We start from the raw sequence: 21190 nt of genomic DNA on the forward strand, positions 1-21190 counted from the left end.
CCGCGCCGCCTGCCCCCTGACCCCACACCCACGCCGCTCCCCTGCCTGATCCCTGGCGCGGTTTCAGACCCGCGCCGCGTCCCGGCAGGCATGGGCAGGCTTCGTACGTACGAGATCATCGCGACGGCGGCGAGCACCGGCCGGTGGCTATTCGGCCCAGAGCAGCGGCATGGTGACGGTGCCCGCGGGGACGAGGTCGCAGGCCTCCAGGCCGTCCGGGTTGTAGACCTGGACTCCCGCCGGGGCGGCCACGATCGCGGCGAACCCGTCGCGTTCGTCGGCCACGAGCTGCCGCAGCACGCCCGCGGGCAGCACCATGGTGTCGCCCGCCGCCACCTCGACCTGGTCGGCGCCGAGCCGGACGGTGCACGTGCCCGCGAGCCACGTCCACACGGACTCGGTGTCGAAGGCGTGCAGCGGACCGGTCGAGCCGGGGGTGGCGTCCACCCGCCACACCGCCTGGCCCGACTCGCCCTGGGTGGGCGAGGCGAGGGTGGTCATGGTGCCGTTGGGCGTCTCGATCCGGCGTGCCTGCGCGTCACGGATGACGGTCATGGGGAAGCTCCCTTAGGATAGACAATGTCGTTGTCTAGATAGTGAACCAGGTTGTCTATTGTGTCAAGCACACCACCGGGCTTCGAGCTTCCGCTCCGCCTGTTCATGGCCTTCCGGACGCTCATCGACGAGCTCCACGCCGAGCTGGGCCGTCAGGGGCATCCCGACATCAGGCCCATGTACGGGTTCGTCATGCAGGCCATCGGCCCCGACGGCACGACGGCGGTGGACCTGGGCCGCGCGCTCGGCGTCACCAAGCAGGCCGCGGGCAAGACCATCGAGACGCTGGAACGCATCGGGTACGTCGAACGCACCCGCGATCCGGCCGACACCCGCCGCAAGATCGTCCGCCTGACCCCGTACGGCCGGGACGCCCTGACCCGCTCCGCCGCCATCTTCGACGACCTGCGCACCCGCTGGGCCACCGAGCTGGGCGAGGACCGCCTGCGCGCCCTGGAGGACGACCTCCGCAAGCTCACCCCGGCCAACCCGTGGCGCCTCGACGTCCCCGGCTGGTTCGGCACCGCCTGATCTCCAAGGCACGCGTCCCGTACGGGAACAGAAGAGCTCGGCCAAGCTCCTCCGGTACGGTCCCGTACGCGAAACAGAAGAATCCGGCCGGGCCCCTCCGCTACGCGTCCCGTACGCGAACGAAAGAGCTCGGCCGAGGCCCCCAGCACGGGCCCCCATACACGAACGAAAACCCCGGCAGCGCCCCCTCAGGAGCGCTCCAGGGTCTTCGGAATGGAGGTCAGGCGGCCAGTTGGAGGCCCAGGTTGGTGAGGCTGGTGCGGGCCCAGTCGAGTTCCTGGGCCAGCAGGGAGACCAGGGCGCCGGGGCCCTTGGCGCGGCCGGGGACCGCCAGGTTGTGGGTCTCCACCTCGATGTGCGCGCTGCCGGTGACCGCGCCGGAGAGCATCGCGGTGAGCGTGTCGTGCAGGACGCTGCCGGGGTTGGGCGCACCGCCGGTGTGGTGGTGGACGTGGCCGAGCTTGACGACCGGTGCGCCGGTCTTGGCCAGGCCGCGCAGCGCCTCGCCGGTCTCCTCCGCGCCCCCGGCGAGGTGGCAGGCGTCGAGGCAGACTCCCAGATGGTCGGAGTCGATGCCGCGCACCCGCTCCAGGGCCTGCTCCGTGGTCTCCAGCACGCAGCCGGGCCACGGCTCGAAGCCGACCCTGACCGTCTTGCCGGTGACGCTGTAGAGGCCGCGTAGCTCGCGGGCGAGCCGCTCCAGCCGGCGGGTGGCGATGGTCTGCAGGTCGGACGGCCAGTCGCGGCGCCAGCCGATCGGGATGGTGGAGATGCTGCCGGACTGGACGTCGTCGGGCAGCAGGAACGCGAGGATCTTGGCCAGCGCCATCGTGTAGCGGTAGCGCTCGGGCTTGGCCCAGTCGGGGCCGGGCGCCTCCTGGTTGCGGCCGCCGGTGCCGTTGAGGCTGACGACCTCCAGGCCGCGCTCCTCAAGAGAGCGGCGCAGGCGGACCAGCTCGATGCGGTCGGCGGTCAGGTGGTCGGCGACGGTCGGCGAGAGCCACAGACCGATCCCCATCCGCTCGACGCCGAGCCGCTTACGCACCGGCACGGCGTAGCGGGTGAGGTGGGCGATGAGGTTCTCCAGGTCCTCCGCGGGGTGCACGCCTGCGTTGTAGGCGAGGTGAACGAGCGTTCCGTCATCGTGACGCAGGCGCATCGACTTCCTCCACGACTTCCACTGGTTTCCCTCGCCCGCTGGTGCACTCCGAGCATGGCGGCTCGTGAGCGGCGTGCGCGTCAGCCCTGGGTTGATTCCTTACTACTCCCCAGGGAGCAGCCCCGACCGTAGGGACTCGCTCTTGCGAATCACTTGGACAGGACTTGGCGAAGCTCTACACAGTGTAGTACTACCTCCGGTGGCGGGCTAGTCGGAGCTCCAACGATTCGGCAACACTTCCGGTGAGCGGACACGAAAAACCCCCACGTGCCGGAGCACGCGGGGGTTTCCCGGAAATCCGTCAGTTCTGGATCGAACCGGCGATGGCAGCCGCGGAGTCGGGCACCTGGTTGACGTTCTCGCCCACGAAGACGAACGTGGCGTCGTCGCCCTCGCCCTCGATGCTCACCTTGACGACCTGCCCCGGACGGAGCTCGCCGTAGAGGATCTTCTCCGACAGCGAGTCTTCCAGCTCACGCTGGATCGTACGGCGCAGCGGCCGCGCGCCCATGACCGGGTCGTAGCCGCGGTCGGCGAGCAGCTGCTTGGCGTCGGGCGACACCTCGAGCCCCATGTCGCGGTCCTTCAGCCGGTCGGCCACCTGCGCGAGCATCAGATCCACGATCTTGATGATCTCGTTCGGCGTCAGCTGGTGGAAGACCACGATGTCGTCGACACGGTTGAGGAACTCGGGCCGGAAGTGCTGCTTGAGCTCCTCCTGGACCTTGGCCTTCATCCGCTCGTAGTTGGACTCGGTGTCGTTGGACTTCGCGAACCCGACCCCGATGCCCTTGGAGATGTCACGGGTGCCGAGGTTGGTGGTCATGATGATGACCGTGTTCTTGAAGTCGACCACCCGGCCCTGGGCGTCGGTCAGGCGACCGTCTTCCAGGATCTGCAGCAGCGAGTTGAAGATGTCGGGGTGGGCCTTCTCGATCTCGTCGAACAGGACCACGGAGAACGGCTTGCGCCGCACCTTCTCGGTGAGCTGACCGCCCTCCTCGTAGCCGACGTAGCCGGGAGGCGAGCCGAACAGCCGCGAGACGGTGTGCTTCTCCATGAACTCCGACATGTCGAGGCTGATCAGAGCGTCTTCGTCGCCGAAGAGGAACTCCGCCAGAGCCTTGGACAGCTCGGTCTTACCGACACCGGAGGGACCCGCGAAGATGAACGAGCCGCCGGGACGCCGCGGGTCCTTCAGGCCGGCGCGGGTGCGCCGGATGGACCGCGACAGGCCCTTGATGGCGTCGTCCTGGCCGATGATCCGCTTGTGGAGCTCGTCCTCCATGCGGAGCAGGCGCTGCGACTCCTCCTCGGTCAGCTTGAAGACCGGGATGCCGGTGGCGGTGGCGAGGACCTCGGCGATGAGCTCCTCGGTCACCTCGGCCACGACGTCCATGTCGCCGGCCTTCCACTCCTTCTCGCGGCGCTCGCGCTTGAGCTGGAGCTGCTTCTCCTGGTCGCGGAGGGCAGCCGCCTTCTCGAAGTCCTGCGCGTCGATCGCGGACTCCTTGTCGCGGCGGACGTTGGCGATCTTCTCGTCGTACTCGCGAAGGTCCGGCGGCGCGGTCATGCGGCGGATGCGCATCCGCGAGCCGGCCTCGTCGATGAGGTCGATCGCCTTGTCGGGAAGGTAGCGGTCGCTGATGTAGCGGTCGGCCAGCTGCGCGGCGGCCACCAGCGCGCCGTCGGTGATGGACACGCGGTGGTGCGCCTCGTAGCGGTCGCGCAGACCCTTGAGGATCTCGATCGTGTGGCTGAGCGACGGCTCGGCCACCTGGATCGGCTGGAAGCGGCGCTCCAGCGCGGCGTCCTTCTCGAGGTACTTGCGGTACTCGTCGAGAGTCGTGGCCCCGATGGTCTGCAGCTCGCCGCGGGCCAGCATCGGCTTGAGGATGCTGGCGGCGTCGATCGCGCCCTCGGCGGCGCCCGCACCCACGAGCGTGTGGAGCTCGTCGATGAACAGGATGATGTCGCCGCGGGTGCGGATCTCCTTGAGCACCTTCTTCAGGCGCTCTTCGAAGTCGCCGCGGTAGCGGGAGCCGGCGACCAGGGCGCCGAGGTCAAGCGTGTAGAGCTGCTTGTCCTTCAGCGTCTCGGGCACCTCGCCCCTGACGATCTTCTGCGACAGGCCCTCGACGACGGCGGTCTTGCCGACGCCGGGCTCGCCGATCAGCACCGGGTTGTTCTTGGTCCTCCGGGAGAGGACCTGCATGACCCGCTCGATCTCCTTCTCGCGGCCGATGACCGGATCCAGCTTGCCCTCGCGGGCGGCCTGGGTCAGGTTGCGGCCGAACTGGTCGAGCACCAGGGAGGTGGACGGGGCCGACTCCTGGGGACCACCCGCGGCGGCCGGCTCCTTGCCCTGGTAACCGTGGAGCAGCTGGATCACCTGCTGCCGGACCCGGTTGAGATCAGCTCCAAGCTTGACCAGCACCTGGGCGGCCACACCCTCACCCTCACGGATGAGCCCGAGCAGGATGTGCTCGGTGCCGATGTAGTTGTGACCCAGCTGCAAAGCCTCACGGAGCGACAGCTCGAGGACCTTCTTGGCCCGCGGGGTGAAGGGAATGTGCCCCGACGGAGCCGACTGGCCCTGGCCGATGATCTCCTCGACCTGCTGACGCACGCCCTCAAGGCTGATGCCGAGGCTCTCCAGAGCCTTGGCGGCCACGCCCTCACCTTCGTGGATCAAACCAAGAAGAATGTGCTCAGTGCCGATGTAGTTGTGGTTGAGCATCCTGGCCTCTTCTTGGGCCAGGACGACAACACGCCTCGCTCGGTCGGTGAACCTCTCGAACATCTCGTCGCTCCTCACAGAGCGGTCAGTCAGGCCGGTAAATCCGGTCCCGTCATCCCGCATGCTAGCCCTGGCTCGGCGAACCGTGCCCTCTGCCGCTGACACGCTCTATAGCAGAGAGCGTTCCCCGAGAGCAGGGCGTTCACCCTCCATCCAACTATGGTTCGGGGGTGACGTGTTCCCGATACGCCGCAAGCGAACGAGGTTTAGGACGCTTGGGTGACTGCGGCTAATTCGCCGCCGGCGGCGCTGGCAGATCACACGGATCGGCGATTGGGGAACGTCCGTCGGGCCGGCCCTTGGGGCGGGTCGGCGCCCGTCGTCATGCCACGCGCCCTGAGACGCCGCGTCCGTATCTCTTGCTCCTGCCATGGTATGCGGCGATGCAAACGGCGGCCAAGCGGATGTGGAACGCATCACCCAGGGCGAAATCCCGGTCTGGTCAGCGCCGTTACCAGAGTTGCGCGATCGTCGGGCCGTGCGGGCGGGGCGAGTGATAGGGAACCTTGGGAGCGCGCCCATTACCCGAACAGGACGTACGACTTCCCGTAGGACCCGCACGGATCACTTCTGGAGACGTACGACTTCCGCAGGCCCGCACGGATCACTTCCTGAGACGTACGTCTTCCTGAGAGATACGTCTTCCGAAGACCGCACGGGCGACTTCCCCAGACTGTGCGCCACTTCACCGGCCCGCGACCGACTTCACGGCCCGCGATGGCGCCATACCCGAAGAGACTTCACGCGATCACTCACAGGACTTCTTCAGAGAAGCCGCGATACAGAGATGGGGCCCCAGACCGCCCGAAAGCGCTGGAGCCCCGCCATCCCCGACAAAACCGTCAAAAGCACGCGCTCGACGGTTCGATGCGAAGACCCAAATGCCCACTTTCAGGCGAAACCCAAGATCGCCGGAACAAAGTGTCCACGATCTGAGATTCGCCCTCACGATCATGCGCTTATGGCGGTCGCCGGGGTCCTTAGGCGAGCGGCATAAGCGCATGGTCGACCACGACTCTCTTTAGTGAGCCGCTTCGTACTTCTCGACGACGGTGGAGGCGATCCGGCCTCGCTCGCTGACGGGCAGACCGTGAGCCTTGGCCCACTGCCTGATCTCGGCGCTCTTCTCGCGGCTCATCGCCCGCTGCCCACCCCGGCCTCGACGGCGCGTGGTGACGGCCCCTGCCCTGCGAGCGTGCTGCACGAAAGGCGAGAGGGCGTCCCTCAGCTTCTTGGCGTTAACGTCGCTGAGGTCAATCTCATAGGAAGCGCCGTCAATAGCGAAGCTGACCGTCTCATTGGCCTCGCCCCCATCGAGGTCATCGATGAGAATCTCCTGGATCTGCTTGGCCATCTACGCAATCCTTTCCGGAGCATTGTTTCATTCGCTCGCCCAAACATATACCCGGAAAGACGTTAAGACAATTCAGCTCAGCAACGATTCCGCTGAGTCGTCGATCAGTTGCTCTTCTCGGCCTGATCCTGCCGGTTTGGCCGCCGCCCGGGACCCTCCGCGCGCACCAACTTCACGACCCCAAAGATGAAGGCTCCCCCCACCACGACCGGCGGGATGAGCGCCGACAATACCTCTCCGACAACTTCCATTCGTCCTCGCCTCCACAGCGGACGGGGGGTTTCCTGGCGCTTTATACACGCGCGGCGCGGCGGGACACGGCTTGACCGGCCCGATGTCGCCGTGGCCGGCGACCTTCGCACCGCTGACCATAGCGGCACACAGATGCCCATAGCCTGGCAGGGGCATCAACATCCGGCAACCCGGACGCCCCATAGCCTAATGCCAGTCTCTCCAGGTCCCTTACCGGATCTCCCTCAAGTTTCCTGAAAAGCGTGCCGTGACGGGCGTCGCTCAGGAATGATCTTTAACGACCAGCGTCCCGGCCAGCCTGTCATGGGGCCCACGCTGCAGCGGCTTGTCCATCAGGATGAGCAGGCCCACCGCGAACACGAACATTCCGGCCAGCACATTGAGCACCGGAATCCCCATCACGACGGCCGGCGCCGGATAGCCCAGGACCCGTTTCCACGCCTCACGCGGCCCGAGCCGGGCGGGCTTCACCCGAATGCGCATGATCGCCTTGCCGAACGTGCGCCCGCCTCGGGAAAGAGTGACCCAGTCGTAGACCGTATAACCGAGCCCCACGAACACCCATGCGAACACGCCGGGCAATCGGCCCTCGAAGAGCCCCAGCAGCCCGACAGTCCGGAAGATACCCCACAGCGCAATGAACAGAATGTAATAGAACACCCCGAAGACGAGCGCTTCAATGAGCCGGGCGACGAGCCGTTCCCACCATTCCGCGGGCACCGGATCGGCCCGTGGCGGCGTCGCGCCCATAACCTCACCTCGCCCCATCAGTGACCCGACCGTTCCCATTCTGGTACGAGGCACACACGAAAACAGGGGCCGGTGGATCACCGGCCCCTGTTTTCCGCGCTGCCCGGGTTACTTGATCTTCACCACGACGGTGCCGGCGAACTTGTCGGCGAACGTCTGCTGCAGCGGCTTGTCCCACAGGTGGGAAACGGAGTTGAGCACGACCGCGAGCCAGCCCACGAAGAAGCCGATGATCGGAACGATCCCCAGGACATAGCCGCCCCAGGTGACCGCCGCCCGCTTCAGCGCCAGGCCGTTGGGCAGCCCGCCCGGCGGCAGCGCCTGCCCCACGGGCACGACCTTGATCCCCATGACCATCTTGCCGAGCGTCTGCCCGTTCGCCTTGGTCATGAAGTACTCGTAGGCCACGTAGATGCCGCCGACCACCAGCCAGAACAGCAGACCGGCGAGGAACGACGTGAGGAAGCCCGACGAGACGCCCGTCGCGGAGTTGTACGAGACGAACAGCAGGCTGTAGAGGATGAAGTTCGCCACCCAGTAGACGATGCCGAACAGCACGAAGTCGATGAGCCGGGCCACCAGCCGCTGCCACCACTCCGCCAGCGGCGCCGGGGCGCCCGGCGGCTGCACGCCGACCGGCTGACCGTACTGCTGCCCGTAGCCCGGCTGGCCGTAGCCCGGCTGGCCGTACTGCGACTGCTGGCCGTAGCCCTGCTGTCCGTATTGGGGCTGCTGACCATAACCCTGCTGCCCGTACTGCTGCTGGCCGTAGCCCTGCTGGCCCGACGTGGGCTGCTGGCCGTACTGCTGCCCGTAGCCCGGCTGGGACTCGGGCTGCTGGCCGTAGCCCTGCTGGCCCGACGTGGGCTGCTGACCGTAACCCTGCTGCCCATAGCCCTGCTGCCCGTAGCCCTGCTGACCCGAGGCGGGCTGCTGGCCGTACTGCGGCTGCTGGCCGTAGCCCGGCTGGGACTGCGGCTGCTGACCGTACTGCTGACCGTAGTCAGGCTGGGACGGGCCCTGCTGGCCGTACTGCGGCTGCTGACCGTAGCCCGGCTGGGACTGCGGCTGCTGACCGTACTGCTGGCCGTAGTCAGGCTGGGAGGAGCCCTGCTGGCCGTAGCCCTGCTGACCGTAGTCAGGCTGCTGGCCGTAGCCCGGCTGGGACGCGCCCTGCTGGCCGTAGCCCTGCTGACCCGGCTGCCCGTACTGCTGCTGGCCGTACTGCTGCTGCTGGCCGTACTGGCCCTGGCCGTAAGGGTCGTCGGCCCGATAGCCCACGACCGTCGCGTCGGGATCCTCGCCTTGGGGGCGTCCCGGGTTATGCCCGTATCCAGGATGATTCTCGCCGGATTCATCCTGCGGATACGGCGGCTGTCCGGTGCTCACCGTGTCACCTCGCTTCGCGTGCGCATGTGGCACGTGTCAGGGCACATGCCTGTCCTGGACAACGTATCGACATGGGTATCAACAATCACCTTTTCTGTCAGTCAAGATCCGTATCACCCGAGGTCAGGTGAAGCAACATCCTGGTGTTGCCCAGGGTGTTCGGCTTGACGTGTTCCAGGTCCAGGAACTCGGCCACGCCCTCGTCGTACGAGGCCAGGAGTTCCGCGTAGACCTCGGGCGAGACAGGGGTGCCCTGGATCTCACGGAATCCGTGCCTCGCGAAGAAGTCGACCTCGAACGTGAGGCAGAATACGCGCCTTAGCCCGAGTTCTTTCGCCGTGGCGATGAGAGCGGTGACGATGCGGTGTCCGATCGCCAGCCCGCGCGCCTCCGGGTGCACCGCGACGGTGCGGATCTCCGCCAGGTCCTCCCAGAGCACGTGCAGCGCGCCGCAGCCCACGACCCTGCCGTCGCGCTCGGCGACCCAGAACTCCTGCACGTCTTCGTACAGGGTGACGGCGGCCTTCTCCAGCAGTCGCGGACCGGCTCCCGCATAGGTGTCGACCAGCAGTTTGATGGCCTTGACATCGGGAGTCCGGGCACGCCGGACCAGGACCTCCGTCTCGGGTAGGGGACGTTCCGCGACCTGCTCCATGGCTATCCAGCGTACCGATTGCGATTACGGCTCACCCCTAACCCCGGACTTCCGTCCAACTTGTAACGTCTCGTGACCGATGGGACGACGCAGGCCGTTATAGGTTTCCTCCAGGTTCACGCCCGGATCGAGCTAGGGCAAAGACGACATAAAGTCTTTGCTGGACGCGGGTCCGCGAGATCACCTTGTGACCTGTCGGTTGTGAAACCTCTACAGACTCGGCAGTTCCGGTTGAGCAGGAACCCGGGGTGCATTAGTGTCCAGCGTCGATGTCCCCGTGCATGTCGCACGGAGACGCGCCCAATCCCCGCAAGGGGAGCCGGGGACCCGTCGGCGGCGTTCCAGCAGCGCCACCAGGGGTGAATCCGAGCAGCTCGCTCGGTAGGGCTGCTCCGGCCCGAACCCGTCAGCTAACTCGGTCGGCGCCAACGGAAGGAGCTTTGATTGGTGAAGCGCACGCGCGATCGCAGGATGGCCATCGCGGGCGCCGCCCTCGCCGCCCTGGTGCTCGCCGTCTCCGCCGGTCCCGCCGCCGCCGACCCCGAACCCTCGCTCAAGGAGCTCTCCGAGAAGGTGGAGAAGATGCACCTGGAGATCGAGACGCTCACCGAGCAGTACAACGGCCAGCGCGAGAAGCTCAAGACCGCCCAGAAGGCCGTCGAGAACGCCAAGAAGAGACTCGCCGACAGCGAGGCCGACCTGTCCGCCAAGAAGACCAAGGCGACCCTGCTCGTCGAGGCCGAGTACATGTCCGGCGGCCTCAACCGCACGCTCAATTTCGCCGGCAGCGGCGACCCCGACACCTACCTCGACCGCGCGGCCACCACCTACGCCCTGCGCCAGCAGCAGGCCGAGGAAGTGCTCAAGCTCACCAAGGCCATGAACGCCGCCGAGCGCGCCAGGGCCGGCGCCGAGAAGCGCATCGCCGAGGTCAACGAGATCGTCGAGGACCTCGGCGCCAAGCGCGAGCGGATCTCCGGACTCGTCACCAAGGTCGAGAGCCGGCTGTTCCAGCGCGCGCTCGGCGAGGCCGGACGGCCCGGCACCCGGGCCGTCAAGGTCAACCTCCCCATCGCCGGCGACGGCAAGGCCGCCCAGGCCGCCCGCTGGGCGCTCACCCAGCAGCTCAAGCCGTACGTCTGGGGCGCGGAAGGCCCCAACGGCTACGACTGCTCCGGCCTGGTCATGGCCGCCTACCAGCGCGTCGGCATCTCGCTGCCGCACTACACCGGCGACCAGTGGACCGCGGGCAGGCACATCTCACGTGAGGAGCTGCGCCCCGGCGACCTGGTCTTCTTCTACAGCGACCTGCACCACGTGGGCATCTACCTCGGCGGCGGCATGATGGTGCACGCTCCGCAGACCGGTGACGTCGTCCGCATCGCCTCGATCGCCCGGCGCCCCTACGCCGGCGCGGTGCGCATCGCCGACTGACCGCCCGGCGGCGGGTCAGATCAGCTGGCGGCGCGCCGCCCAGGCCACGGCCTCGATGGCCGTGGCCACGCCGATCCGGTCGCAGATCCCCCTCAGTCTTCGGCGCACCGTACGGCCGCTGCAATCAAGGCGCCGCCCCACGCGGTCGACCGTGACGCCTCTGGCGAGCTCCGCCAGCAACGCCAAATCTGCATGGCTCAGTTCGACGTTTTCACTGAGCACATCCATCTGGAGCCCTCCCCCACCAACAGCACTACTCGGTGACGTCCCGGCCCGAGCAAATGGCTGCTCGTCCCGGACTACGTAAACGCATCCAGGAAAGACCGTCAAGCACGAGATCTGCCGCACTTGACGACAGCCATTGACATGATCCGATGTACATGAAGTACTCGCCATATGTCGGCACATTTCGCGGCACAATGATCGATCACAACGCCTCTGACAGCGCGCCGACGCCCGCCTCGTCAGCCGGCGACCTGCTGGGTTTCGATCCGCACGACGACGGGTTCCTGCGTGACCCGTATTCCACCTACGGGAAACTTCCACGGCCGTGCTACCGGACGCGCGGCGGGCTGCTCGTCGCCACCTCCCACGAGCTGTGCTCGGCCATCCTGCGCGACCCCCGGTTCGGCCACGGCCCCACTCCGGCGGGCGGACCGGACGAGCCGGTCCGGTCGTTCCTCATGATGGACCCGCCCGACCACACCCGCATGCGCGGGCTCGTCAGCAGAGCGTTCACGCCCGGCATGGTGCGGCGGCTGCGCCCGCGCATCGAGGCGATCACCGCGGACCTGATCGCCGCGCTGCCCGACGAGGCCGACCTGGTCCGCGACTTCGCCTACCCGCTGCCGGTCATGGTGATCAGCGAGATGCTGGGGGTGCCGCCCGAGGACCATGAACGGTTCCGCGGCTGGAGCCAGACCCTGGCCCGCAGCCTCGACCCGATCGTCAGCGACGAGCTGGCCGAACGCACCCAGCGCGACCGGCGCGAGTTCCACGACTACTTCCAGGGCCTCATCGCGCTGCGGCGCGCGCGGCCCGCCGACGACCTGCTCAGCGCGCTCGTCCAGGTCTCGGAGCTGACCGAGCGCGAGCTGCTGGCCACGTGCGTGCTGCTGCTCGTGGCCGGGCACGAGACGACCGTCAACCTCATCGCCAACGGCGTGCTCAACCTGGTCAGGCACGGAGTGCTGCGGGAGGCGGCCGAGCGGCCCAGGGAGGTCGTCGAGGAGGTGCTCAGGTATGACCCGCCGGTCCAGCTCACGGCGCGCACCGCGCTGGCGGACGCCGAGCTGGACGGTGTCATGGTGCCCGCGGGCACCATGACGATGGCGCTGGTGGGCGCGGCCAACCGCGACCCGGCCGTCTTCCCCGACCCGGACCGGTTCGACGTGGGGCGGGCGCCGGGCCGGCATCTGGCGTTCGGCCTCGGCATCCACTTCTGCCTGGGCGCGCCGCTGGCCAGGCTGGAGGGCGAGGTGGCGCTGGCCGCGCTGGCCGGAACGGCGCCGGACCTGGAGCTTGCCGACCCGGATCCCCCGTACAGGGAGAACCTGGTGCTGCGCGGGCTCGCCCGGCTGCCGGTCCGGCTCAACCGTTAACGGGTGGGTTTGACCAGCGGGAACAGGATGGTCTCGCGGATGTTCTTGCCGGTGAAGGCCATGATCATCCGGTCGATGCCGGCGCCCATGCCGCCCGTCGGGGGCATGCCGTACTCAAGAGCCTGCAGGAAGTCCTCGTCGAGCTGCATGGCCTCGACGTCGCCGCCGGCGGCGAGGAGGGACTGCGCCTCCAGCCGGCCGCGCTGGTCGAGCGGGTCGATCAGCTCGGAGTAGGCGGTGCCGAGCTCGGTGCCGAAGCCGATGAGGTCCCACTTCTCGGTCAGCAGCGGGTCGTCGCGGTGGATGCGGGCCAGCGGTGAGGTCTCCACCGGGTAGTCCATCACGAACGTCGGCTGGATCAGGGTGTGCTCGACGAGCTCCTCGAACAGCTCCTGGACGAGCTTGCCCTGGCCCCACTTCGGGTCCCACTGGACGTCGTGCTTGTCGGCCAGGGCGCGGACGCGCTCCAGCGGGGTCTCGGTGGTGACCTCCTCGCCCACGGCGCCGGACACCAGGTCGTAGAGCTTGATCCGGGGCCACTCGGGCAGCCCGAGGTCGACCTCGACGCCGTCGTGGACGACCACGGTGGTGTCGAGCGCGGCCACCACGGCCTTCTGGTACATGCGCTGGGTGAGGTCGGCCATGTCGTGGTAGTCGAGGTAGGTGCCGTAGGCCTCGAGCATGGTGAACTCGGGGTTGTGCGTGGAGTCGGCGCCTTCGTTGCGGAAGTTGCGGTTGACCTCGAAGACCTTCTCCAGACCGCCGACCACGAGCCGCTTGAGGTAGAGCTCGATCGCGATGCGGAGGTAGAGCTCCATGTCGTAGGCGTTGATGTGGGTCACGAAGGGCCGGGCCGCCGCGCCGCCGTGGATGGGCTGCAGCATGGGCGTCTCGACCTCGAGGTAGCCCTCCTCGTGCCAGAACTCGCGCACCGCGCGCACGGTGGCGCTGCGGATGCGGGCCATCTTGCGGGCGTCGTCGTTGACGATGAGGTCGACGTAGCGCTGGCGGACCCGCGCCTCGGGGTCGGTCAGGCCGACGTGCTTCTCCGGCAGGGGGCGCAGGCACTTGGAGGTGATCTGCCAGCGGTCGGCCAGGATGGACAGCTCGCCGCGCCTCGACGTGATCACCTCGCCCTCGACCCCGACGTGGTCGCCCAGGTCGACGTCGCGCTTCCAGGACGCGAGCGACTCCTCGCCCACCTTGTCGAGCGAGATCATGACCTGCAGGTCGCCGCCGCCGTCGCGCAGCGTGGCGAAGCAGAGTTTGCCGCCGACGCGGTTGAGCATGACGCGCCCGGCCACGCCGACCCGGTCGCCGGTGGCGGTGTCGGGCTCCAGGCCCTGGTATTTCTCCCTGACCTCCGCGTTGGTGGTCGTGCGGGGGAAACTCACCGGGTAAGGGTCGACGCCTTCGGCGCGAAGGCGGTCGAGCTTCTCCCTCCGGATGCGCATCTGCTCGGGAAGTTCGTCACTCACACCACCAAAGGGTAGGGGATACGGCCGCCTGCAAGGGCTCGTCGGTGCCCTGCAGGGGGCCTGCAAGCACGCTCCGTTACCAATGAGTCACGAGCTCGAAGGGGGGATCCGGCAGCGGGCCGGCCCAGGGGAGGGGCTCATGGGAGAGATCATGATCAAGAAGATCGCGACCGGCCTGCTCGCCGTCGCCGCCACCGGTGCCGTCGCCCTGTCCATGCCCGCCGCCGCGAGCGCCACCACCACGTCGAACGGGTTCGACTACTCCGACACCTGGGGCTCCGTCTACGCCAAGCACCACCTCGCCAAGGCCAAGGGCTGGATCGGCGTGAAGTGGGACGAGCACCAGCAGTCGAACACCGCCTACGTCAGCGGCCGGCTCTACGATCTCGACCAGCGGACCTACGGGCAGGGCGGCAAGTGCGCCTACGTGAAGTTCCAGGCGGCCGACTTCCACCACGACTGGGACGACGTCTACGCCCGGAAGTTCTGCGGCTACCCCGGCTACAAGAAGTTCTCGTTCGACGTCGACGACGTCTCCGCGGTGCGGGTGAAGGTCTGCCAGATCCACCCGCACAAGCACTGGGTGACCAAGTGCGGTCACTGGGAGTACCTGTACGCCGCCGAGGCCGAGTAGCCTCCGGCGAAGAGCCGCAAGCGGTCCCCTACCCGAGCGGGGGGCCGCTTGCTCCTTTTCCGCGGTCCATGCGGTTTACGCGGTGTTGCGCTGGTAGATGAGCCGCAGCCCGATGAGGGTGAGCCACGGCTCCTGGACGTCGATGGAGCGCGACTCGCCGACGACCAAGCCGGCGTGGCTGCCGGTGGCGACGACGGTCACGTCGTCGGGGTCGTCGGCCAGCTCCGCGGCCATCCGCTCGACGATGCCGTCGACCTGACCGGCGAAGCCGTAGATGATGCCCGCCTGAAGCGCTTCGACGGTGTTCTTGGCGATGACGGAGCGAGGCCTGATCAGCTCCACCTTGTGCAGCTGGGCGCCGGCGGCGGCCAGGGCGTCGACGGAGATCTCGATGCCGGGGGCGGTGACCGCGCCGATGTACTCGCCCTTGGCCGACACCGCGTCGAACGAGGTGGCGGTGCCGAAGTCGACGATGATGCACGGGCCGCCGTACTGGTCGATGGCGGCCAGCGCGTTCACGATGCGGTCGCTGCCGACCTCCTTGGGGTTGTCCATGCGGACCGGCACGCCGGTGCGGACGCCGGGCTCCACCACGACGGCGGTGACGTCGCCGTAGTAGCGGCGGCACATCTCGCGCATCTCGTTGAGCACGCTGGGCACGGTCGAGCAGATCGCGATGCCGCCGATGTCGGCGCCCTTCAGCAGGGGCGACTGGGCGAGCAGTCCCTGGAGGACGACCGCGATCTCGTCGGCGGTGCGGCGGGCGTCGGTCGCCAGCCGCCAGTGCTCGATGACGTCCTCACCCTCGAAGAGCCCGAGCACCGTGTGCGTGTTGCCGACGTCGATCGTGAGCAGCATGTGTTACCCCCGTAGATCCAGTGCGACGTCCAGGGCCGGCGCCGAGTGGGTCAGGGCGCCTACCGCAAGGTAGTCCACGCCAGTCTCCGCCACGTCACGGGCCGATTCCAAGGTCAATCCCCCACTCGCTTCGAGCGCAACCGCCTTGTTGGCACGATTTTTCGTGATTTGGACGGCTTGGGTGGTTTGTTCCACAGTGAAGTTGTCCAGCAAGATCACCTCGGCTCCCTCGGCCAGCGCCTCCTCCAGCTCGGCGAGGCTGTCGACCTCCACCTCGATCGGCAGGTCCGGATACCGCTCGCGCACCGCGCGGAACGCCTGCGCCACCCCGCCGGCGGCCACCACGTGGTTGTCCTTGATCAGGGCCGCGTCCGAGAGCGACATCCGGTGGTTGACGCCGCCGCCGCAGCGCACCGCGTACTTCTCCAGCGCGCGCAGCCCCGGGAGCGTCTTGCGGCTGTCGCGCACCCGCGCCCGGGTGCCGGCGATCGCCTCGACCCAGCGCCCGGTCAGCGTCGCGATCCCGGACAGGTGCGTGACCAGGTTGAGCGCCGTGCGCTCGGCCGTCAGCAGGGCCCGCGTCGGGCCCTCCACCGTCATCAGCACCTCGCCCTTGCGGACGCGCTCGCCGTCCTTGGCCTTCCTCTCGGTACGGGTCGCGCCCAGCCGCAGGAACACCGCCTCGGCCACGGCGAGCCCGGCCACCACGCCGTCGGCGCGGGCCACCAGGTCGCCGGACGAGAGCTGACCCGCCGGGATCGTGGCGACGCTGGTCACGTCGCCCGCCTCCGACAGGTCCTCGGCCAGTGCCCGGTCGATCACCTCGTCGACGCCGGCCGGGTCGAGCCCGGCGGCGGTCAGCTCCTGGGCGAGCCGCCGCGGCATCGCGTCGCCGTGCGGGGTGTAGGTCATGTGCAGGCCCTCCTCGGTCAGGGTCACGTCCAGGTGACCGAGCCACTCGTGATCGTCGCGCTCGGGGTGGTCCTCGCGCCAGTGGGAGCCGCGGGTCTCCAGGCGCGCCGCCGCCGTGCCCGCGAGCACGGTGGCCACCGTGAGCAGGTTGGTGGTCTCCCAGGACTCGGTGCACGGCGGCACCGCCACCGGGGTCCACCGGGCGTCGCGCAGCGCCCTGGCCGTGGCCAGCAGGGAGTCGCGGTTGCGGAGCACCCCGGCGCCGGTGCTCATGTGGCCCTGGATCCGGGCGCGGGCCCGCGGGTCGATCAGCCCGGCCGGGGCGGCGGACCGCACCGGCTCGCCGGGCCGAGGCCGGGCGCGGTGGATGTCCTCGGCGATGCGCTCGGCGAACACCAGCCCTTCGAGCAGCGAGTTGGAAGCCAGCCGGTTGGCGCCGTGCACGCCGGTGCAGGCGACCTCGCCGCACGCGTACAGGCCCTCGATGGAGGTGCGGCCGTGCAGGTCGGTGCGGACGCCGCCGCTGGCGTAGTGCGCGGCCGGGGACACCGGGATCGGCTGGGTGACCGGGTCGATGCCGTGCTCGCGGCAGACGGCCTCGATCGTCGGGAACCTGGCCCGCCACTTGTCCGCCCCGAAGTGGCGGCCGTCGAGGAACACGTGGTCGCGCCCGGTCTCCCGGATCACCCGCATGATCGCCTTGGCCACCACGTCGCGCGGCGCCAGATCGGCCAGCTCGTGCACGCCGGTCATGAACCGGTTGCCCTCGTGGTCCACCAGGAAGGCGCCCTCGCCCCGGACCGCCTCCGAGATCAGCGGCTGCTGCCCGGTGGAGCCCTCGCCCAGCCAGAACACGGTCGGGTGGAACTGGACGAACTCCAGGTCGCGCACCACCGCCCCGGCCCGCAGCGCCAGCGCCACCCCGTCGCCGGTGGACACGACCGGGTTGGTGGTGGCCGCGTACACCTGGCCCATGCCGCCGGTGGCGAGCACGACCGCGCGGGCCCGCACCGCGCCCACGCCGTCACGCGCGCCCTCCCCCATGACGTGCAGGGTGACGCCGGTGGCCCGGCCCGCGGCGTCCTTGAGCAGGTCGAGGACGAGCGCGTGCTCGATCACCTCGATGCCGCTCGCCCGCACCGCCTCGACCAGCGCCCGCTGCACCTCGGCGCCGGTGGCGTCGCCGCCGGCGTGCACGATGCGGTCGCGCCGGTGACCGCCCTCCCGGGTGAGCTGGAGCCGGCCGTCGGGGGTGCGGTCGAAGCGGGCGCCGCGGTCCATCAGCCGCCGCAGCGCCCCCGGGCCCTCGGTCACCAGCGTGCGCACGGCCCTCGTGTCGCAGAGCCCGACACCGGCCAGGAGCGTGTCGTTGAGGTGCTCGTCCGGGGTGTCGCCGGGGTCGAGGACGGCCGCGATGCCGCCCTGCGCCCACCGGGTGGAGCCGGAGGAGAGCACGTCCTTGGTGACGACGAGGACCCGGTCGCCCGGGGCCAGCTCGGCATGGCGCAGCGCCACCGTGAGCCCGGCGATCCCGGACCCGACGACGACCACGTCGGCCTCGGCGGTCCAGCCAGGATCGGGCGCCGCCAGCCGCAGGGGGATAGCCGGTGCACTCATGGGCCCTCCTCGATCGGGCGATTTCGTCACTATGACGATAACGCCTCGCCGAGAATGCCCGAGCCCCGGGGGCCGCTACCGGCCCAGCCGCACCACCACGTTGTCGATCAGCCGGGTCGCCCCGACCCGGGCGGCCACCGCCAGAACCGCTTCTCCCTCGTACGTGTCGGGGATCTCCGCGAACGTGGCCGGGTCCACCAGCACCAGGTAGTCGACCCGCAAGGCCGGCGGAGCCTCGGCCAGCGCCTTGGCGGCCGCGGCCCGGATCGCGGCCGGGGTCGGCTCGTCCGCGCCCGCGCGCAGGGCGCGGGACAGCGACAGCGCCACCTCGCGCTCGTCCGCCGACAGGTAGCGGTTGCGGCTGGACAGGGCCAGCCCGTCGGGCTCCCGTACGGTCGGCGCGCCGACGATCTCGACCGGCACGTCCAGGTCGGCGACCATGCGGCGGATCATGGACAGCTGCTGGGCGTCCTTCTGCCCGAACACCGCCACGTCCGGCCGCACCAGGTTGAACAGCTTGAGCACCACGGTCAGCATGCCGTCGAAGTGGCCCGGACGGGAGGCGCCCTCGACGATCCGCCCCATCTCGCCCGCGCACACGCTCACCTGACGGTCAGGGAGGTACATGTCACCGGCGTCCGGGGCGAACACCACGTCGACCCCCTCCTCCCGGCACGCCCGCAGATCGGCGTCGAAGGTGCGCGGGTAGCGCGAGTAGTCTTCGCCGGGGCCGAACTGCAGCGGGTTGACGAACACGCTCACCACGACCTCGTCGGCGCGCTCACGGGCCAGCCTGATGAGCGAGCGGTGCCCTTCGTGCAGGGCGCCCATGGTGGGGACGAGGGCCACGGTCCCGCCTGCGCGGGCCTTGATCAGATCAGTGCGGTTCCTGGCGACGATCGGGTCCATGCGCTGCCTCCGGAGACGATCCATGCCCGTCGCGGGTCACGGTCACGTCCATATGTTGCCACCCAGCGCGTCGAGCAACCGCTCGGCCTCCTCCGGCTTCAGCAGACCCGCGGCGAGCGCCCGGTCGGCCGTGAGCCGGGCCAGGGCGACGTAGGCGTCGGCCGCTTCCGGGGCGGCCAGGATGAGCGCGTCGACGTGCTTGCGCACGGTGCCGGCGTCGCCGCGGACCACGGGCCCGGTGAGCGCGCTGCGGCCGAGCCTGAGCACGTTGTCGAGGGCCGCGCCGAGCAGCGGCCCGAGCATCCGCCCGGGGTGCTCGACGCCGATGTGGGTGAGCAGGTCCTCCGACTCGGCGATCAGCGTCACCATGTGGTTGGCCGCGTTGGCCAGGGCCGCGTGGTAGAGCGGGCGGTCGGCGTCGGCGATCCACACCGGCTCGCCGCCCATCTCGATGACGAGGGCCTCGGCGATCGGCCGCAGCGGCTCCGGCGCGGTGACGCCGAACGAGCAGCCGGTGATCCGGTTGAGGTCGTCGTCGCGGCCGGTGAAGGTCATGACGGGGTGCAGCGCCAGCGGCAGGGCGCCCGCGCGGGCCGCCGGTTCGAGCACGGACAGGCCGTACGCGCCGCTGCAGTGGACGAGGATCTTGCCGTGCAGGTCGGCGCCGGTGGCGGCGAGTCCGCCCACGAGATCGGGCAGCGCGTCGTCGGGCACGGTGAGCAGGATCAGCTGGGCCGCCGCCACGACCTCGTCGGGCCGTACCGGCTCCACCCCGAGCCGGGCCGCGGCCCAGCGCTGGGAGGCGTCGGAGACGCCGCTGGCGGCGACGACGCGATGGCCGGCCTGCGCCAGCGCGGCGCCGAGCGCGGAGCCGACCTTGCCCGCTCCGAGCACACCGACGCCCAGGCGTGCCGGGCGATCAGCAGCCTCCATGACGTCACACCCCCGTCGACCTGATGGCACTGGCGACCAGCGTAACCGGCGGCTTGCCGAAGGGATGTGACCGGGGTTTTGCCACCCGTGGCGTTACCGACAAACCAGACAAGGGCAGCTAAATGGTGCACCCCCTGTCGGATGAGATGAGGAGAGGGGTTCACCGCTAGGAGCGGGCGCCGGTCCCCACGCGGGACCCGACGCCCGCACTGTGCCGGGGCCTCTTGGGCGGTGCGCATGGCCGCCTCCGCCGACTGGCGGCCATGGCGGGAGTCCGGGCCGGTCGAACGGCCCGGGCCTCCGCGCCAATCATGAGATAGTCCAACCATGTGGCTCACCTGGCGCGCCGCCATCCAGCGCGCGCTGTACGGCGAGGGGGGCTTCTACCTCCGCGAGCGCCCCTCCGGTCACTTCCGCACGTCCGTCTGCGCGTCACCGGCGTTCGCCGAGGCCGTGCTGACCCTGCTGCGCGAGGTCGACACCGAGCTGGGCGGCCCGCCCGCCCTCGACCTGGTGGACGTCGGCGCGGGCGAGGGGCTGCTGGTCGGCCACGTGTTCGGCATGGCCGGCCGCGAACTGCGGGCCAGGCTCCGGGTCACGGCCGTCGACCTGTCCCCCCGCCCGGACGACCTGCCCGGGGAGATCGCGTGGTCCGCCCGGATCCCGTCCGGCATCCGCGGCCTGGTCGTCGCGAACGAGTGGCTCGACAACATCCCCGTGGACGTCGCCGAGCAGACGGCCGAGGGGCCCCGGCTGGTCATGGTCGACACCGAGACGGGCGAGGAACGGCTGGGCGGCGAGCCGGCGGAGGCCGACCGCGAGTGGCTGAAACGGTGGTGGCCGCTGTCGTGCGTGGGCACCCGGGCCGAGATCGGCCGCACCCGCGACGCGGCCTGGGCGGCGGTGCTGAACCGGCTCGACCAGGGGCGGGCCGTCGCCGTGGATTATGCACACCCTGTGGATAACCGGCCGCGTTGCGGGACGCTCACCGGATATCGCGACGGCGCGGTCGTTTCCCCCATACCCGACGGGACCTGCGACATCACCGCACATGTCGCGCTCGACGCATGCGCGGAGGCCGGACGGCAGGCGGGCGCGATATCCACAACCTTGTCCACACAGCGCGCCGCGCTGCGCGAGCTGGGGATCACCGGCGCCCGGCCCGCGCTCGACCTGGCCCGCACCGACCCGCGGGCTTATCTGAGGGCGCTGGCCCGCGCCTCGGAGGAGGGCGAACTGATCGATCCGGCGGGGCTGGGCGGGTTCGGCTGGCTCAGCCAGAGCCGATGAATCGGCCTCGGCCGGAGCCCTTGAGTCTGCCCCAGCCTGACCCGGTGAGCCGGCCTCGGCCGGGCCCGGTGAGCCTGCT

General features: G+C 69.5%; 18 protein-coding genes and 1 riboswitch. Of the genes, 5 read left to right on the forward strand and 13 right to left on the reverse strand.

Translation table 11 applies throughout. The annotated features are described in order from the left end of the window. Window positions 1-147: 147 nt before the first annotated feature. Window positions 148-555, reverse strand: a complete 408-nt coding sequence (locus tag ACGFI7_RS24265; protein WP_393408345.1) for a cupin domain-containing protein — start codon at window positions 553-555, stop codon at window positions 148-150. Window positions 556-615: 60 nt separating this feature from the next. On the opposite strand from ACGFI7_RS24265, the gene ACGFI7_RS24270 reads away from it, so the two are divergent. Next, window positions 616-1086, forward strand: coding sequence for a MarR family winged helix-turn-helix transcriptional regulator (locus tag ACGFI7_RS24270; RefSeq protein WP_393408347.1), 471 nt, complete (start codon window positions 616-618; stop codon window positions 1084-1086). 220 nt (window positions 1087-1306) lie between these two features. Here the strand turns inward: ACGFI7_RS24270 and ACGFI7_RS24275 are convergent, their stop codons facing one another. The 6 genes from ACGFI7_RS24275 to ACGFI7_RS24300 form a co-directional block, all read right to left on the reverse strand. Then, window positions 1307-2245 (reverse strand): TIM barrel protein, encoded by a 939-nt coding sequence (locus tag ACGFI7_RS24275; protein ID WP_393408350.1) that lies wholly within the window; start codon window positions 2243-2245, stop codon window positions 1307-1309. A gap of 301 nt (window positions 2246-2546) precedes the next feature. After that, window positions 2547-5048, reverse strand: coding sequence for an ATP-dependent Clp protease ATP-binding subunit (locus tag ACGFI7_RS24280; RefSeq protein WP_393408352.1), 2502 nt, complete (start codon window positions 5046-5048; stop codon window positions 2547-2549). Between the two features lie 1018 nt (window positions 5049-6066). Beyond that, on the reverse strand, window positions 6067-6399 hold the full coding sequence (locus tag ACGFI7_RS24285; RefSeq protein WP_393408354.1) for an Lsr2 family protein: 333 nt from the start codon (window positions 6397-6399) through the stop codon (window positions 6067-6069). A gap of 513 nt (window positions 6400-6912) precedes the next feature. Further along, window positions 6913-7401, reverse strand: a complete 489-nt coding sequence (locus ACGFI7_RS24290) for an RDD family protein (protein ID WP_393408357.1) — start codon at window positions 7399-7401, stop codon at window positions 6913-6915. Window positions 7402-7509: 108 nt separating this feature from the next. Further along, window positions 7510-8682 carry an RDD family protein gene (locus ACGFI7_RS24295; protein ID WP_393408359.1) on the reverse strand — a complete coding sequence of 391 codons (1173 nt, stop codon included), beginning with the start codon at window positions 8680-8682 and terminating at the stop codon, window positions 7510-7512. A gap of 205 nt (window positions 8683-8887) precedes the next feature. After that, complete coding sequence (locus tag ACGFI7_RS24300) at window positions 8888-9445, reverse strand: amino-acid N-acetyltransferase (RefSeq protein WP_393408362.1); 558 nt, start codon at window positions 9443-9445, stop codon at window positions 8888-8890. A gap of 287 nt (window positions 9446-9732) precedes the next feature. Further along, a riboswitch (cyclic di-AMP (ydaO/yuaA leader) is annotated at window positions 9733-9885 on the forward strand. A 7-nt stretch (window positions 9886-9892) separates the two neighbouring features. Here ACGFI7_RS24300 and ACGFI7_RS24305 point away from each other — a divergent pair. After that, the gene (locus ACGFI7_RS24305; protein ID WP_393408365.1) at window positions 9893-10879 is read left to right on the forward strand and encodes a C40 family peptidase; all 987 of its coding nucleotides are present in this window, start codon (window positions 9893-9895) and stop codon (window positions 10877-10879) included. Between the two features lie 15 nt (window positions 10880-10894). On the opposite strand, the gene ACGFI7_RS24310 is transcribed toward ACGFI7_RS24305, so the two are convergent. Beyond that, window positions 10895-11107, reverse strand: a complete 213-nt coding sequence (locus tag ACGFI7_RS24310; RefSeq protein WP_393408367.1) for a LuxR family transcriptional regulator — start codon at window positions 11105-11107, stop codon at window positions 10895-10897. Window positions 11108-11298: 191 nt separating this feature from the next. On the opposite strand from ACGFI7_RS24310, the gene ACGFI7_RS24315 reads away from it, so the two are divergent. Continuing rightward, window positions 11299-12480 carry a cytochrome P450 gene (locus ACGFI7_RS24315; protein ID WP_393408370.1) on the forward strand — a complete coding sequence of 394 codons (1182 nt, stop codon included), beginning with the start codon at window positions 11299-11301 and terminating at the stop codon, window positions 12478-12480. On the opposite strand, the gene lysX is transcribed toward ACGFI7_RS24315, so the two are convergent. Next, the gene (gene lysX / locus ACGFI7_RS24320) at window positions 12477-13934 is read right to left on the reverse strand and encodes a bifunctional lysylphosphatidylglycerol synthetase/lysine--tRNA ligase LysX (RefSeq protein ID WP_393408611.1); all 1458 of its coding nucleotides are present in this window, start codon (window positions 13932-13934) and stop codon (window positions 12477-12479) included. The genes ACGFI7_RS24315 and lysX overlap by 4 nt on opposite strands. Window positions 13935-14097: 163 nt before the next feature. Between lysX and ACGFI7_RS24325 the strand changes: the two genes are divergently transcribed. Continuing rightward, on the forward strand, window positions 14098-14592 hold the full coding sequence (locus tag ACGFI7_RS24325; protein WP_393408374.1) for a hypothetical protein: 495 nt from the start codon (window positions 14098-14100) through the stop codon (window positions 14590-14592). A gap of 75 nt (window positions 14593-14667) precedes the next feature. On the opposite strand, the gene ACGFI7_RS24330 is transcribed toward ACGFI7_RS24325, so the two are convergent. The 4 genes from ACGFI7_RS24330 to ACGFI7_RS24345 form a co-directional block, all read right to left on the reverse strand. Further along, window positions 14668-15450: a type III pantothenate kinase gene (locus ACGFI7_RS24330; protein WP_393408377.1), complete on the reverse strand. Its 783-nt coding sequence runs from the start codon at window positions 15448-15450 to the stop codon at window positions 14668-14670. Window positions 15451-15453: 3 nt separating this feature from the next. Next, a complete protein-coding gene (locus ACGFI7_RS24335; protein ID WP_393408379.1) occupies window positions 15454-17979 on the reverse strand; it encodes an L-aspartate oxidase in 2526 nt (841 codons plus the stop codon). Between the two features lie 75 nt (window positions 17980-18054). Further along, window positions 18055-18888 (reverse strand): pantoate--beta-alanine ligase, encoded by an 834-nt coding sequence (panC, locus tag ACGFI7_RS24340; protein WP_393408382.1) that lies wholly within the window; start codon window positions 18886-18888, stop codon window positions 18055-18057. Between the two features lie 42 nt (window positions 18889-18930). Then, window positions 18931-19821 carry a Rossmann-like and DUF2520 domain-containing protein gene (locus tag ACGFI7_RS24345; RefSeq protein ID WP_393408385.1) on the reverse strand — a complete coding sequence of 297 codons (891 nt, stop codon included), beginning with the start codon at window positions 19819-19821 and terminating at the stop codon, window positions 18931-18933. Window positions 19822-20148: 327 nt separating this feature from the next. Between ACGFI7_RS24345 and ACGFI7_RS24350 the strand changes: the two genes are divergently transcribed. Continuing rightward, window positions 20149-21111, forward strand: coding sequence for an SAM-dependent methyltransferase (locus tag ACGFI7_RS24350; RefSeq protein ID WP_393408387.1), 963 nt, complete (start codon window positions 20149-20151; stop codon window positions 21109-21111). The last annotated feature ends 79 nt before the right edge of the window (window positions 21112-21190 follow it).

The organism is Nonomuraea sp. NPDC048826 (assembly GCF_043198225.1).
In the GTDB taxonomy this organism is placed as follows: domain Bacteria; phylum Actinomycetota; class Actinomycetes; order Streptosporangiales; family Streptosporangiaceae; genus Nonomuraea.

Bases quoted from the DNA above. Each gene is read 5' to 3' on its own strand.
- ACGFI7_RS24265 (WP_393408345.1), bottom strand. From the start codon at position 555: ATGACCGTCATCCGTGACGCGCAGGCACGCCGGATCGAGACGCCCAAC.
- lysX (WP_393408611.1), bottom strand. From the start codon at position 13,934: ATGCGCATCCGGAGGGAGAAGCTCGACCGCCTTCGCGCCGAAGGCGTC.
- ACGFI7_RS24275 (WP_393408350.1), bottom strand. From the start codon at position 2,245: ATGCGCCTGCGTCACGATGACGGAACGCTCGTTCACCTCGCCTACAAC.
- ACGFI7_RS24335 (WP_393408379.1), bottom strand. From the start codon at position 17,979: ATGAGTGCACCGGCTATCCCCCTGCGGCTGGCGGCGCCCGATCCTGGC.
- ACGFI7_RS24280 (WP_393408352.1), bottom strand. From the start codon at position 5,048: ATGTTCGAGAGGTTCACCGACCGAGCGAGGCGTGTTGTCGTCCTGGCC.
- ACGFI7_RS24325 (WP_393408374.1), top strand. From the start codon at position 14,098: ATGGGAGAGATCATGATCAAGAAGATCGCGACCGGCCTGCTCGCCGTC.
- panC (WP_393408382.1), bottom strand. From the start codon at position 18,888: ATGGACCCGATCGTCGCCAGGAACCGCACTGATCTGATCAAGGCCCGC.
- ACGFI7_RS24345 (WP_393408385.1), bottom strand. From the start codon at position 19,821: ATGGAGGCTGCTGATCGCCCGGCACGCCTGGGCGTCGGTGTGCTCGGA.
- ACGFI7_RS24310 (WP_393408367.1), bottom strand. From the start codon at position 11,107: ATGGATGTGCTCAGTGAAAACGTCGAACTGAGCCATGCAGATTTGGCG.
- ACGFI7_RS24315 (WP_393408370.1), top strand. From the start codon at position 11,299: ATGATCGATCACAACGCCTCTGACAGCGCGCCGACGCCCGCCTCGTCA.
- ACGFI7_RS24300 (WP_393408362.1), bottom strand. From the start codon at position 9,445: ATGGAGCAGGTCGCGGAACGTCCCCTACCCGAGACGGAGGTCCTGGTC.
- ACGFI7_RS24290 (WP_393408357.1), bottom strand. From the start codon at position 7,401: ATGGGCGCGACGCCGCCACGGGCCGATCCGGTGCCCGCGGAATGGTGG.
- ACGFI7_RS24285 (WP_393408354.1), bottom strand. From the start codon at position 6,399: ATGGCCAAGCAGATCCAGGAGATTCTCATCGATGACCTCGATGGGGGC.
- ACGFI7_RS24330 (WP_393408377.1), bottom strand. From the start codon at position 15,450: ATGCTGCTCACGATCGACGTCGGCAACACGCACACGGTGCTCGGGCTC.
- ACGFI7_RS24350 (WP_393408387.1), top strand. From the start codon at position 20,149: ATGTGGCTCACCTGGCGCGCCGCCATCCAGCGCGCGCTGTACGGCGAG.